Source organism: Kitasatospora sp. NPDC058965 (assembly GCF_042741245.1).
Classification (GTDB): domain Bacteria; phylum Actinomycetota; class Actinomycetes; order Streptomycetales; family Streptomycetaceae; genus Kitasatospora.
Map to the genome: position 1 here is coordinate 1 of NZ_JBHYKG010000266.1, position 12,183 is coordinate 12,183.

15 protein-coding genes are annotated in these 12,183 nt (G+C 74.7%); 7 read left to right on the plus strand and 8 right to left on the minus strand.

Annotated elements, in window-relative coordinates:
• Positions 1–54: 54 nt before the first annotated feature.
• Entirely contained in the window at positions 55–411 is a 357-nt protein-coding gene (locus tag ACFW1A_RS31240) for a hypothetical protein (protein WP_380414743.1), read from the minus strand.
• A gap of 192 nt (positions 412–603) precedes the next feature.
• Between ACFW1A_RS31240 and ACFW1A_RS31245 the strand changes: the two genes are divergently transcribed.
• Genes ACFW1A_RS31245 through ACFW1A_RS31255 form a run of 3 tightly spaced genes read left to right on the plus strand, consistent with a single transcriptional unit; the run spans position 604 to position 2,560 of the window.
• Complete coding sequence (locus ACFW1A_RS31245) at positions 604–879, plus strand: hypothetical protein (RefSeq protein ID WP_380414746.1); 276 nt, start codon at positions 604–606, stop codon at positions 877–879.
• A gap of 39 nt (positions 880–918) precedes the next feature.
• Positions 919–1,605 (plus strand): hypothetical protein, encoded by a 687-nt coding sequence (locus ACFW1A_RS31250; RefSeq protein WP_380414749.1) that lies wholly within the window; start codon positions 919–921, stop codon positions 1,603–1,605.
• Positions 1,606–1,633: 28 nt separating this feature from the next.
• On the plus strand, positions 1,634–2,560 hold the full coding sequence (locus ACFW1A_RS31255) for a hypothetical protein (RefSeq protein WP_380414751.1): 927 nt from the start codon (positions 1,634–1,636) through the stop codon (positions 2,558–2,560).
• On the opposite strand, the gene ACFW1A_RS31260 is transcribed toward ACFW1A_RS31255, so the two are convergent.
• Together ACFW1A_RS31260 and ACFW1A_RS31265 are read right to left on the minus strand one after the other, a co-directional pair.
• A complete protein-coding gene (locus ACFW1A_RS31260) occupies positions 2,557–3,531 on the minus strand; it encodes a MerR family transcriptional regulator (protein ID WP_380414753.1) in 975 nt (324 codons plus the stop codon). The two genes, ACFW1A_RS31255 and ACFW1A_RS31260, sit on opposite strands and share 4 nt — an antisense overlap.
• 143 nt (positions 3,532–3,674) lie before the next feature.
• On the minus strand, positions 3,675–3,911 hold the full coding sequence (locus ACFW1A_RS31265) for a DUF6296 family protein (RefSeq protein WP_380414755.1): 237 nt from the start codon (positions 3,909–3,911) through the stop codon (positions 3,675–3,677).
• Between the two features lie 240 nt (positions 3,912–4,151).
• Between ACFW1A_RS31265 and ACFW1A_RS31270 the strand changes: the two genes are divergently transcribed.
• The 3 genes from ACFW1A_RS31270 to ACFW1A_RS31280 all read left to right on the plus strand — a co-directional run bounded on the left by ACFW1A_RS31270 (position 4,152) and on the right by ACFW1A_RS31280 (position 6,641).
• Positions 4,152–4,988, plus strand: coding sequence for a response regulator (locus ACFW1A_RS31270; RefSeq protein WP_380414757.1), 837 nt, complete (start codon positions 4,152–4,154; stop codon positions 4,986–4,988).
• 4 nt (positions 4,989–4,992) lie between these two features.
• Complete coding sequence (ligD, locus tag ACFW1A_RS31275; RefSeq protein WP_380414759.1) at positions 4,993–6,000, plus strand: non-homologous end-joining DNA ligase; 1,008 nt, start codon at positions 4,993–4,995, stop codon at positions 5,998–6,000.
• A gap of 290 nt (positions 6,001–6,290) precedes the next feature.
• Positions 6,291–6,641 carry a VOC family protein gene (locus tag ACFW1A_RS31280; protein ID WP_380414761.1) on the plus strand — a complete coding sequence of 117 codons (351 nt, stop codon included), beginning with the start codon at positions 6,291–6,293 and terminating at the stop codon, positions 6,639–6,641.
• A gap of 124 nt (positions 6,642–6,765) precedes the next feature.
• Here the strand turns inward: ACFW1A_RS31280 and ACFW1A_RS31285 are convergent, their stop codons facing one another.
• From ACFW1A_RS31285 to ACFW1A_RS31295, 3 genes are all read right to left on the minus strand, one after another.
• Positions 6,766–8,433: an LCP family protein gene (locus tag ACFW1A_RS31285; protein WP_380414763.1), complete on the minus strand. Its 1,668-nt coding sequence runs from the start codon at positions 8,431–8,433 to the stop codon at positions 6,766–6,768.
• Between the two features lie 165 nt (positions 8,434–8,598).
• Positions 8,599–8,979 carry a nuclear transport factor 2 family protein gene (locus ACFW1A_RS31290; RefSeq protein ID WP_380414765.1) on the minus strand — a complete coding sequence of 127 codons (381 nt, stop codon included), beginning with the start codon at positions 8,977–8,979 and terminating at the stop codon, positions 8,599–8,601.
• Positions 8,980–9,081: 102 nt separating this feature from the next.
• Positions 9,082–9,777 (minus strand): VC0807 family protein, encoded by a 696-nt coding sequence (locus ACFW1A_RS31295; protein WP_380414767.1) that lies wholly within the window; start codon positions 9,775–9,777, stop codon positions 9,082–9,084.
• Between the two features lie 412 nt (positions 9,778–10,189).
• Here ACFW1A_RS31295 and ACFW1A_RS31300 point away from each other — a divergent pair, with 412 nt between their 5' ends.
• On the plus strand, positions 10,190–10,657 hold the full coding sequence (locus ACFW1A_RS31300) for an ATP-binding protein (RefSeq protein WP_380414769.1): 468 nt from the start codon (positions 10,190–10,192) through the stop codon (positions 10,655–10,657).
• A gap of 141 nt (positions 10,658–10,798) precedes the next feature.
• On the opposite strand, the gene ACFW1A_RS31305 is transcribed toward ACFW1A_RS31300, so the two are convergent.
• Together ACFW1A_RS31305 and ACFW1A_RS31310 are read right to left on the minus strand one after the other, a co-directional pair.
• A complete protein-coding gene (locus tag ACFW1A_RS31305) occupies positions 10,799–11,881 on the minus strand; it encodes a glycerate kinase (protein WP_380414771.1) in 1,083 nt (360 codons plus the stop codon).
• A partial coding sequence (locus ACFW1A_RS31310) for a sugar phosphate isomerase/epimerase family protein (RefSeq protein ID WP_380414773.1) occupies positions 11,878–12,183 on the minus strand: 306 nt, incomplete at its 5' end. The genes ACFW1A_RS31310 and ACFW1A_RS31305, both read right to left, overlap by 4 nt.

The following is a 12,183-nucleotide window of genomic DNA, read 5'->3' on the forward strand; positions in this document are numbered from 1 at the left end:
GCGTCGGCTTCGGCCTGACCCGAGTTCAGGCCCGAGGGCGGGAAGCCGACTTCGCTACCGGCGGGGACCGCGGGTGCCGTGAGGGCGTGGGTTGGTGCCCCGGATGATCTGGTAGCCGTTGCCGGGGGTGCCCGGGGTGAGCAGCAGGGTTCCCGTTCCGCGGAGGGCGACGAGCGCCGAGTGGACCGGGAGGAGCTCTTCCAGGTCGCTCCTGAACAGGCGGATTCGGGTCAGCTCCAGGTCGATTGGCGCCGCGCAGTCGCGGATCCGGCGGAAGCGCGCGCCGAGGCGGACCGGTGCGCCGATGCAGCGCACGGCGGCGATCACCTGGGCGTCGTGCACGGCGCGCAGGTCGTGGATCTCGAATTCCGCGTCCAGCGTCGGCTGGTCGTGGTCCGGGGTCGGTGTCACGCCACCATGATCGCAGAGCGCGCCGCAGGTCGGGAGGCGCGCACCGGCCGCCGGGGCCGTGCGGATGGCAACTCCGCTGTCCGTCGGGCGACTTGGTGTCGCACCGGAGTCGGGGTGCGGTTTCCCCGGCCCGGTCGATACTGGAACTGCGGGCGCCGGTCGGCGCCGAGCCACCTGATTGGGGGTCTCCCCGTGGCCTACCGCGACCAGACCAACATCCAGCCGGCGTTCAAGCAGCTGACCGTCCCGTGCGACGGCGAGGTCGGTGATCTGTGGGTCCTGACCCCGCTCGACGAAGGCCGGCCGGACCCGTCCGACCAGGGCGAGGCGAGCCTGTGGTTCTGCACCAGGGCGGCGGACGGGGAGCGCCCCGCCGTGTGGGCGCGCGTGCAGTTCGACGGCGTGGCCATCTGCAAGCACCCGATCCCCGATCCCCCACAGGATCGGCCCGTCCTGACCCGCGGCTAACGGCCGTGCCGGTCGGCGTCTCCGATTTGGACCATCGCCATGCCGAAATTCACCAGCAGCAACACCGATCGGTTCGCCCCGGGCGTGGTCGGCATGTCCCAGCAGGACAGCGGGATCGTCGGCCTGCACGCCGATCCCCACCTGGAGGAGACCGCCTTCCCCGACGTGACGCAGGCGGGCGTCTTCGGTGCCAGCGAGGAGGGCCCCGGGCTGCTGGGGTACTCCCGCACCGGACTCGCCGGGAACTTCTGGGGCGACGTCAAGATCGAGCGGAACCTCACGGTCGGCGGGGACATCTTCCTCCCCGGTGCCGACTGCGCCGAGCTCTTCACCGCGGCCGACACGGCGGATGCCCGGATCGAGCCGGGTGACGTCGTGGTGATCGACCGGGACGGCGCGCTGCGGCGCAGCGACGGACCGTACGACAAGCGGGTCGCGGGCGTCGTCTCCGGCGCCGGTGCGTTCCGGCCGGGGGTGCTCCTCGACAGCGGGAACACTGCCTCGCGGCGCAGTTGTCCGGTGGCGCTGATCGGCAAGGTGTACTGCAAGGTCGACGCGCAGGTGCACCGGATCACCGTGGGCGACCTGCTGACCACCTCGGCCACCCCGGGGCACGCGATGAAGGCCGCGAACCAGGCCGAGGCCTTCGGCACCGTCCTGGGCAAGGCACTGGCGGACCTGGACACCGGCACCGGGCTGCTCCCGATCCTGGTCTGCCTGCAGTGACCGCCGCCCCCTCGGGAGGGTCCCTCCGATGAAACGCCGTACCTACACCCCCACGGGCCGAACCACCGGGCTGGTGTTCGCGCCGAACCCCTGCGGGGCGGCCACCCAGCCGCTGACCGATCCGAACACCGGCGGCAGTCCGGTGCCGGCGGGCACCGCCTTCGCCGCCGGGCCGGGGCAGGCGCTGGCCCACCCGCACGTCAGCCTGATCTTCTGGGGCAGTTGGTGGGCCGGGAACCCGCTCGCCGCCGGCGTCGTGTCGAGCGTGCAGGCGCTGCTGGCCGGCCCGTACCTGAGCTACCTGGCCCAGTACGGGGTACGACGCCCCGACGTGCGCGGCGCCACCTACGTCCTCGACCGCGAGCCGGGAAACGCCTTCACCGACGCCGATGTCGCCGCCCTGGTCACGTACCTCCTGGACCAGGACCAGGTGCCGGAGCCCGACGAGAACTACCCGAACGTCTACGCGGTCATCCTGCCCGCCAACTCCGCGTACGCGGGCCTGGCGCCGTACGATCCGCAGCCGCTGCCGCCCGGCACCGTCTCCTCGGTGCTCGGGACCAACAGCAGCATCGTGTGGAACGACTACGACCTGGGCGACGTCGACAACGACCCGGCCCACTTCCTCTGGGTCGGCAACGACGGCACCCTGCCGTACATCACCACGGTGTTCTCGCACGAGCTCGCCGAGATCGTCACCGATCCCAACTCCGGCGACGGCGTGGTCCAGGTGGCGCCCCAGCCCGTCGGGGGCGCCAACCAGATCGGCGACGTCGGCACCGCGTGGTGCGACGCCGTCCCGGGCGGCCGCGCACAGTCGTACTGGTCGATCGCCGACGGCGCCCTGGTGTTGCCCACGATGTACTCGGTGCGGCGGACCCTGGCCGGCCGGAGCATCGGCGGTACGCTGCCGCACACGCCGAGCGCCAACACCTGGATCGCCGCCCAGTTCTAGGACGCTCCGGGACCCGTCCTCGGTCCTCCGGCGTCCGCCCGGCCGGAGCGGGCGCGCAGGGCCCGGACGAGCCAGTCGTGGGCCGGTGCGGGGCGCTGCGGGGCGGGCCAGCCGTTGATCACGGCGAGCAGGTGGAGGTACCGCTGCCGGCGCGGGTGGCTCGCGTCCTGCAGCCGGGTCAGCAGGCGGAGTCGGAGGTCGGCGTCGTCGGGGCGGCCCACGGCGTGCGCGTACCCGGCCGCGGCCGCCGCGACGACCTGGTCGGCCTCTGGAGAGCAGGGGTTGAGGCCGGCGGCCAGGGCCGGGACGGCCAGGTCCACGACCGTCGTGGCGGGGTCGGGGCGCAGGGGCGCGGTGCCGGCCCGGGCACGGTCGTCCGCCCAGCGCTCGGTGGCGCGCCGCAGACCGGCGCGGAAGTCCGGGTCCCGGGTCAGCCCGGCGAGCTCGATCCACGCCTCGACCTGGTCGGTGTCGGGATCGTCGGGGAGCTCCGGAGTCATCGAGCGCACGGTCCCCGCGAACCCGGCGCCGGTGTCCAGACCGCCGAAGGCGGAGTCGAGGAACTCGTCGATCAGACGTCGGCGTTCGTCCTCGGAGAGTGTGGCCAGCTGGTGCATGAGATCCATCTCCTCAGGGGTGGCCCCGTGCGCGGCCACCGCGGTGAGCACCGCGCGCCGCAGGCGGAGCACCCGGATCTGCACCGCCAGTGCCTCCGCGTGCGCCGCAGCGATCTCGGGCAGCGGGACCTCGCGATCCACGACCTTGCGGATGGTGGCGAGGTCCAGGCCCAGATCGCGCAGCGTCCGCACGAGGTCCAGCCGGGCCACGGCGTCGGTGCCGAACCGGCGGTAGCCGCCCGGGCTGCGGTCGGTGGGCGGCACGATCCCGCAATCGGCGTAGAACCGGATGGTCTTGACCGTCAGTCCGGTCCGCCGGGCCAGCTCGCCGATCGAGTAGAGCGCGTCGTCCATGCCCTCACCCTGGCACCTCCCCCTACGGGAGACTCAAGCCCGCACCTCCGGGCGACCACAGCGCGTGCGGCGAACGGCGAACGGCGAACGGCGAACGGCGAACGGCCCCGCGGGCCGCGCGCCGTCCCGCTCGCCGGACGTCGTCAGGGCATCGGCTGGGCGTGCCAGGACGTGTGGCGGCCCTCCGCGGGCTGGACGTCGACGGGCTGGGCGACGCCGTCGTGGATCTCGACCCGCAGCTGTCCGGCCTCGTCGGCGTAGACCGGCAGGCCCTCGCCGGTGGTCTCCCCGGTGGCGTGCACGAGGACGACCTCCGGCGGCCCGTGGGACCCCGTCGGGCCGGGCAGGGTGATGGCGTATCGCGCGGGCTGGTCCACCATGAGTGCGGCCTTTCGACGGAGGGACTCGGCGGGTGCCGCCTCCGATCCTGCGCTGCGCCCGGCGGCCGGGCCACCGGGCATGGGCCACCGAGCGGTACCGGTCACCCGGCCCGGCCGGCCACCCGTCACCGCCGGCCGTCCGGGGCCGGGAACTCCTGCGCGGCGCCACCCCTTCCGCGCGCGGACGCCCGACCGTCGCCCGCTGTGCCAGAGTGGAAACCGGTGCCGGACGACAGCCGAGTGACGAACGAGGTGGCGTCGATGGGCGAGACCGCGGCGGGCCCGGCACGGCCGGACGAGGCGGCGCTGCGGCGCCTGCTGGCGGGTCTGACGGCCGTGCGGGACGGGGACCTCTCCCCGCGTCTGCCCACGAACGCCGCCGGCCCGGCGGGGGAGATCGGCGCGGTCTACAACGGGATGGTGGAGCAGCTCGCGCTGTTCGCCGCCGAAGTCACCCGGGTCTGCCGCGAGGCGGGCGCCGAGGGGTGCCCGGGCGGGCCGGCCGAGGTGCCTGGCGCGCGGGGTGCCTGGGCCGAGCTGACCCACGGCGTCAACGCGCTGGCGGCCCGTCTCACCGACCAGGTGCGCACCGGCGCGCGGGCGACCACGTCGGAGGCCGGGCGCGACGCGGCAGCGGGGCCCGCGCCGGTCGGCGCCGCCGCACCCGCCGCCTACCTGCCGGAGGCGGGTGACGAGCGGCTGAGGGACCGGACCGTCCTGGTGGTGGACGACGACTCCCGCACCGTCCTCGCCGTCAGCGGCGCGCTCGGACAGGCCGGGCTGCGGGTGCTGCACGCCGCCAACGGCCGCGCCTGCGTCGACCTGCTGCGCGGGCGCGAGGACGTGGAGCTGGTGCTGATGGACCTGATGATGCCGGAGCTCGACGGCTACGCGGCGATCCCGGCCGTGCGCGCGATGCCGCGGTACGCCGAGGTCCCGATCATCGCGCTCACCGCCAGGGCGATGCCGGGTGACCGGGCCAGGAGCCTCGCCGCCGGTGCGGACGACCTCCTCACCGAGCCGGTCGACAGTGCCGAGCTGTTCGCCCGGCTGCGGCACTGGCTGGGCCGCAGCTGACGCCATGAGCCGGTCCGCCGCGAGCGCGCTGGAACACCTGGCACCGGAGCAGCGGCGCCTGCTGCGACCGGCCGACCCCGAGCCCGGGCCGCCGATGCTGGCGGTGCCGTCCGGCGGCCGGACGCCGCCCGCCGACGGCTGGCTCTACGAGCGCAAGCTGGACGGGGTGCGGCTGGTGGCCGTGCGGCAGGGCGAGCGGGTGCGGCTGCTCTCGCGCACCGGGCGGCCGATGACCGACACCTTCCCCGAGGTGGCCGAGGCGCTCCGGCACCAGCCCTGCCAGGACTTCGCCGTGGACGGCGAACTGGTCGCGATGCGGGACGGACGCACCGACTTCGGCCTGCTGCAGCAGCGCTCGGGGCTGAGCCGGGCGGCCGCGGTCCGGGCCAGCCGGGTGACGGTCAGCTACTACGTGTTCGACCTGGTCCGGCTGGCCGGCCAGGACCTCGCCGAACTCCCGCTGCACGTCCGCAAGGAGCTGCTCGGCCAGGTGCTGGACTTCGGTCCGCCGCTGCACCTGACCACCCACCGGCAGGGCGACGCCGCCGGCCTGCTGGCGGCGGCGTGCGCGCAGGGCTGGGAGGGCCTGGTCGCCAAGCGGGCCGACGCGCCCTACCGGCACCGGCGCTCGGGCGACTGGCTCAAGCTGAAGTGCCAGGCCGGGCAGGAGTTCGTGATCGGCGGCTTCACCGAGCCGAGCGGCAGCCGGGTGGGCTTCGGCGCGCTGCTGCTCGGCTACTACCAGGACGGCCTGCTGCGCTACGCGGGCAAGGTCGGGACCGGCTGGAGCGCTGCGGAGCTGCGGGTGCTGCGGGCCGGCCTGGACCGGATCGAGCAGCCCGCCCCGCCGTTCCGGGACCCGCCGCGCGAGCGGGCGGTGCACTGGGTGCGGCCGGTGCTGGTCGCGCAGATCGGGTTCACCGAGTGGACCCGGGAGGGCCGGCTGCGGGCCCCGCGCTTCGTCGGGCTGCGCGACGACAAGGCGCCGCACGAGGTGGTCCGCGAGCAGTGACGGGGGCCCGCGGGACCGGTGCCGCGCGGCACCGGCGGAGCCGTCAGGCGGTGGGTGTGGTGGACGTCCGGGACCGGTCGAGGACGTGGGCGACGCGCCACAGGCCGCGGCGGCCGTGGAGCAGCAGTCGCCGCAGCGGCGGCAGGTGGACGTGACCGGTCATGGGGACCTCCTCGCTCGGCACGCCGCGCGGATACCCGGCGAACGCGCCGTGCGGATACCCGACGAAGCCGAGCCTAGTCGTCGTGGCGCAAACGTCCAGGGCCGGTCGGCACCCTAATCTGGGCCCCGTGATCAACGGAGCGCACGTCGTCGTGCACAGCCGCGAGCCCGAGGCGGACCGGGCGTTCTTCCGCGACGTGCTGGCGTACCCGCACGTCGACGCGGGCGGGGGCTGGCTGATCTTCCGGCTGCCGCCCGCCGAGCTGGCCGTCCACCCCACGGACGGGGCACCCGCCCAGGAGCTCTACCTGATGTGCGAGGACGTCGAGGCCGCCGTGCACGCCCTGACCGGGCGCGGGGTGGAGTTCACCCAGCCGCTGACCGACGCCCGCTGGGGCCGGGTCACCCGGTTCCGGCTGCCGGGCGGCGCCGAGGTGGGGCTCTACCAGCCGCGCCACCCGCGGGCCGTCGACCTGTGACGCGACGGCGGCCGCCCGGACCGGGCCGGCGGCGCGCCGCCCCTGTCACCCGCTCGGTACCGGCCGGGCCGGGCCGGGCCGGACCCGGTCACGCCGGCCGCAGCTGTGCTGCCGGCCGTGCCTCTCACGGTGCCGAGTCGGGAACCTCCGGGCTGCGGGCGTAGGCCTTGGTCGGGTTCATCCCCGCGCCGTTGATCGTCACCGTGGCGTCGGTGGAGACGTGGGCGCACTTGCTCGCGTCGTCGGCGGTCTCGGCCGAGGAGTTGCTCAGCGCCGCCTGGGTGTTGACGGGGGCCGGGGCGGCCGGGGAGCCGCCCGCGGCGCCGGTGAAGGTGGTGCCGCTCGGCCAGTCCTTGCCGATCAGCAGCGTGATCCCGGGGCCGGTGCCCGGCTTGACCGCCGAGGCGGGCAGGCCGACCGAGGCGGCCACCTCCTGGGCGTCGGCCTGGCGGCCCTCGGTGTAGCTGACCTCGGAGGCCTCGGCGGTGCCGGTGGCGTTGGCCGCACTGGTGTCGGAGCTGTAGCCCGCGGCCTTCAGCGCGTCGGCCAGCTCGACGGCCCGCCTGCCGACCCCGCTGCCGTTGCGCACGTGCACCGTGATCTCCGACTTCGGCGCGCCGGCGGCGGCCGGTGCGGCCGGGCTCGCGGCGGGGGCGGGGGAGGCCGCGTCCGGGTTGGCGGTCGAGGTGGCCTGGGCGGCCGCCGACGACTTGGCGCCGTCGCCGTTGGTCAGCGAGACGTCGTTGCCGATCGCGGTGAACAGGTTCTTCGCCGCGGGGGCGGCCACCACCCGGTCGGGGTTCGCCGGGTCCGGCTCGTTCTGCATGGTGGTCATGGTGATGCGGTCGGTCGGGACCTTCTTCAGGTCGTCGGCCAGGCCCATCAGCTTGTCGACGCCGTCGAGGGCGTCGTCCACGGTGAGCGCCTTGATGGCGGCGTTGGCCAGCGGGAGCACCTTGGTGGGATCCGCGAGCGTCCCCGCGCTCTTCAGCTGCCGGACCATCGAGCTGAGGAACATGTGCTGCGAGACGGTGCGGCCCAGGTCGGACCCGTCGCCGAAGCCGTGCCGGGTGCGGACGAACTGCAGCGCCGACATGCCCTCCAGCACGTGGTTGCCCTGCTTCAGCTTCAGGTGCGAGTAGGGGTCGTAGACGTTGTTGTCGACGCAGACCGGCACGCCGCCGATCGCGTTCGACATGGTCACCACGCCCTTGAAGTCGACCACCATGAAGTGGTCGATGGGTATGCCGGTGAGCTGGTGCACGGCGGCCACCGTACAGCCGGGGCCGTAGTCCAGGGTGCTGTTGATCATGTCCCGGTGCGGCTTCATCGAGGTGTGGTGCTGGGTGTCCGTGCAGCCGGGCAGGTCGGTCACGGTGTCGCGCGGGACGCTCATCACGGTGGCGTTGCTGCGGTCGGCCGAGACGTGCAGCACCATCTCCACGTCGGCGTTCGCACCCGGCCCGCAGTCGCCGCCGATCTGGCAGTCGGTCGGGTCGTCGCGCTGGTCCGAGCCGATCACCAGGATGTTGATCGGGGTGCGGCCGAAGGCGTCCGGCTTCTCGTGGCCGGCGTCACCGCTGGTGCCGGAGAAGAGCGGCGAGTGCTTGATGTTGCCGTCCAGCCACTCGTACACGTACCCGACGCCGCCGGCCGCCACCAGCACCAGGCCCGCGGTGGTGTACCCCAGGATCCGCAGACCCCGCCGCTTCGCCTTCTTGGCGCCCTTGCGCGCCGCCGCCCGCCCGCCGCGCGCGGGCACGGCCGCGCCGCCCACTGGTACGTCGGTCATCCCCGTCGGCCCTCCTCGTCCCCAGCACGTGTTCGATGCTGTTCGGCGGAGACGACGCCGCGGGGACGGTCGACGGTTGCACGATCGGGCGACCAACAGAGGGATCCCGTCCGCGGCGGGCCCGATCCGCACGGCACTCCGGCCTGCGGGGCGGCCGGTCGGACGTCAGAACATGCTGTTCCCGTTCGCCGAGGTCGGCGGGATCACCTGCAGGACGTCCCAGTGCTCGACGATCTTCCCGTCGCCGTCGAAGCGGAAGATGTCGATGCCGGCGTACTCCTCGCCGGGCCAGGTCTGGTGGCAGTGCAGCACGACGTGGTCACCCTCGGCGAGCACGCGCTTGAACTCCACCCGCTTGCCGGGGTACTCGGCCGCCATCCGCAGGAAGTAGTCGACGAAGGCCTGCTTGCCGTCCCCGACGTGCGGGTTGTGCTGGGTGTAGGTGTCGCCCACGTAGGCGGCGACGGCCTCGGCCGGGCGGCACTGGTTGAACATGAGGTCGTAGAACGCCTGGGCCGCGGCCTTGTTCCGATCGGGATCGCTCATGGCGGTCACCCTAGGACACGGGTGGCGCGGTACGGGGCACCGCCGCTGAGGGTGCGTCACCGCGTCACGCCGGGCAGCGCCCGTCGCGGGGCACGTGGGTGCTCAGTCCTCCGCGGGGCGCGCGGTCGTGCCGGAGGTCAGCCGCCAGAGGCCGGCCACCTCGTAGTAGACGCCGTTCACCAGCTGCAACAGCAGCAGCGTGACCGGCCAGAGCAGCGCGCCGAGGCCGGGCACCACGTCCACCGGGAGGGTGTAGGCCATCACGACCCGCACGGCGGCGTCGAGCAGCATCGCCACGCCCCAGATCGCGGTCGAGACCCGCCAGATCCGCCGGAAGGCCGGCTCGCGGTCCCACAGCACGTCCCAGGAGGTGCCGTCGGAGCGGAACCGCCCCTCCAGCAGGGGCCGGCCGCCGTGGAAGAGCAGCGGCCGCCTGGCCCTGATCGAGAGCAGGAACCAGAGCCCGGCCACACCGGTCAGCCAGCCGTCCTTGGCCAGCAGGAACCGGGGACTGCCGCCGACCAGCGCGGCCGCGATGCCGAGCACCATGATCCCGGCGACGAAGCCGGCCATGCCCTCCACACTGCGGGTGCGCAGCCACTGCACCCCCGTGGTGAGCGCCGGCAGGAGGGCGCCGGCCAGCAGCGCGACGAAGACGCCGACGCCGGCGGCGCGCAGGCCGTAGTACAGCGCGATCGGGACCACGACGTCCCAGACGACACCGAGCAGCAGACGCCGGCCGCTCGGCCGCGGCGGCGCCCCGGGGGTCGGCACCGCCGGCCGACCGCCTCCGGTCATGACGTCGTCCGGCGCGCGAGCCGGGCCGGGCCGGTGCGCCGCTCCGCGGCCCCGGGTGCGTCCGCCGTGCGGCGCGCGCGCTCGACCCCGGCACGCAGCCCGCTGCCATGGTCCGCCCGCGCCGTCCCGCCCTGCGATCGCCGCCCGCCGTGACGGCCACGTGTTGCCTGCACAGGCAACTCCTTCCGTGCCGGACGGCGCCCAAACCCGGGGCCGCGTCCGGCCGCGCCGGGCGGCTGTCCTCGACCGCGCGCCCGGCCCGCTCCAGCCAGGCCCGGATGCGCGTACCTGCGGTTCGTGGGGGATGGGGCGGTGCGAATAGGTACCCGCATTCCTGCGGTTCCCCATGGTTCGGCGGACCGTACGGGCGGACCGTGGGAGGCAGGAGCAGCCCGACAGCTCAGGAGCACAGATGTTCAGCACCGACGACGACAAGGCCGGCAGCATCCAGAGCCCGGTGGTGCTGGTGGCCGTCGCCCGCCGCACCGCCGCCCGCGTGCTGCCGGCGCGCACCGCATCGGTGCCGGCCCTGCGGGGCTTCGCCCGCGGTGTCGTGCACGACTGGGCCCTGTCGGACCGGGTCGAGGAGGCCGTCGCGCTGGCCGTGACCGAGTTGGTGGCCAACGCGGTCCAGCACAGTGGGAGCCGCGACGTCGGACTGCGGATCAGTCTGGACGACCGTGCGGTCACCGTGGAGGTGCGGGACCACGGACAGTGGCGTTCGCCGACGGCCGCCGCCCAGTTGGCCGGGATCCCCGAGCGGTGCAGCGGGCGCGGCCTGAGCCTGGTGAACGCCTACACGTCCGGCTGCGTGCTGTGGTACGAGCCGGACGGGACACGGGCCGTGGCCAAGATCCCGCTGTCGAACGGGGCTCGGTAGCCGCTCCGCACGGACGAGCCGGATCCCGTCGAAGGCGCGCGCCGCAGCGGGGTCCGGCTCCGGCACGCCCGCCGGGTCCTGAGCCGGACCCGGAACAGCAGGGAGGGCGGTCCGACCCGGACCGCCCTCGCCGTGCCGTTCTCACCTCCGTCGGTCGGCCTCGGTGGCCAGGGCCGAGCCGGCCAGGCGGAGCCATCGGGCTGGGTGGGCGCGGGCCACGCCGGGATCGCCGGCCAGTCGACTGAGCGTCAGGATCCCGGCCTCGGTGGATTCCCCGGCGACGATGCGTGCGGCCGCGCCCGCCCGCTCGGCCCGGCCGAGCACCTCGCCGACCACCTTGCCCTGCAGGCTGGTGGCGTCGAACCGGCCCTCGCCGGTGACCACCAGGTCGGCGCCGGCCAGGGCGTGGTCCAGGCCGAGCAGGTCGGCCACGGCGGCGGCTCCCGGGGTGGCGGTGGCGCCCCAGGCCGCCATCAGGCCGTAGGCGGTGCCCCCGGCCGCGCCCGACCCGGGCCGGGCCGGATCCGCGCCGAGCAGCTCGGCGAGCCGGGTCAGGCCCCGGTCGAGCAGCTCGACGTCGCTCACGGTCGCGCCCTTCTGCGGGCCGTACACGGCGGCGGCACCGTCGGGGCCCAGCAGCGGGTTGGCGACGTCGGTGAGCAGCACGACCCCGCCCGGCGGCGCCGTCCGGAAGCCGGTCCGGTCGACCTGGTGGGCGCGGGTGAGGGCGCCGCCGCCGTCGGGCAGCACCCGGCCGTCGGCATCGAGCAGCCGCAGGCCCAGGGCCGCCAGCAGCCCGGCCCCGCCGTCGGTGGAGGCCGAGCCGCCCAGGGCGACCAGCAACCGTCGTGCGCCGGCGTCCAGCGCGGCGGCGACGAGTTCGCCGGTGCCCCGGGTGGTGGCACCGAGCGGGTCGAGCGCGGCCATCAGCGGGATCCCGCTCGCGGTGGCGAGTTCGACCACGGCGGTGCCGTCCGGCAGGAGGGCGTACTCGCCGTCGACGGGGCGGCCGTCGGGGCCGGTGCAGTCGCCCACCCGGGTCAGGGGCGTACCCGGGTGGGCGGCCAGGACGGCGGCCAGGGTGCCCTCACCGCCGTCGGCCATGGGGCGCAGCACCAGGTGGTCCGCCGGTCTGACGGAGCGCCAACCCGCCGCCAACGCCTCGGCGGCCTCGGCGGCGGTGAGGGTGCCCTTGAACGAGTCGGGGGCGAGGACGACCTTCACGGGGTTTCCACGTGGGTGTGGTGGCGTTCGATCATGGTGCGCAGGGTCTGGTCGCCGGGGGTGTCCCAGATCTCCTGGTTGAAGATTTCGACTTCGATCCAGCCGGTGTAGCCGGCGGCGGTGACCATGGCGGTCAGGGCGGTGAAGTCGATGCAGCCGTCGCCGACGTGGCCGCGTCCGAGCAGGGCGTCGGCGGGGAGGGGGAGGGTCCAGTCGCAGACCTGGTAGGAGGCGATCCGGTGGCCGGCGCGGGCGATCTGGGTGGCGAGTTGCGGGTCCCACCAGAGGTGGTAGCTGTCGAC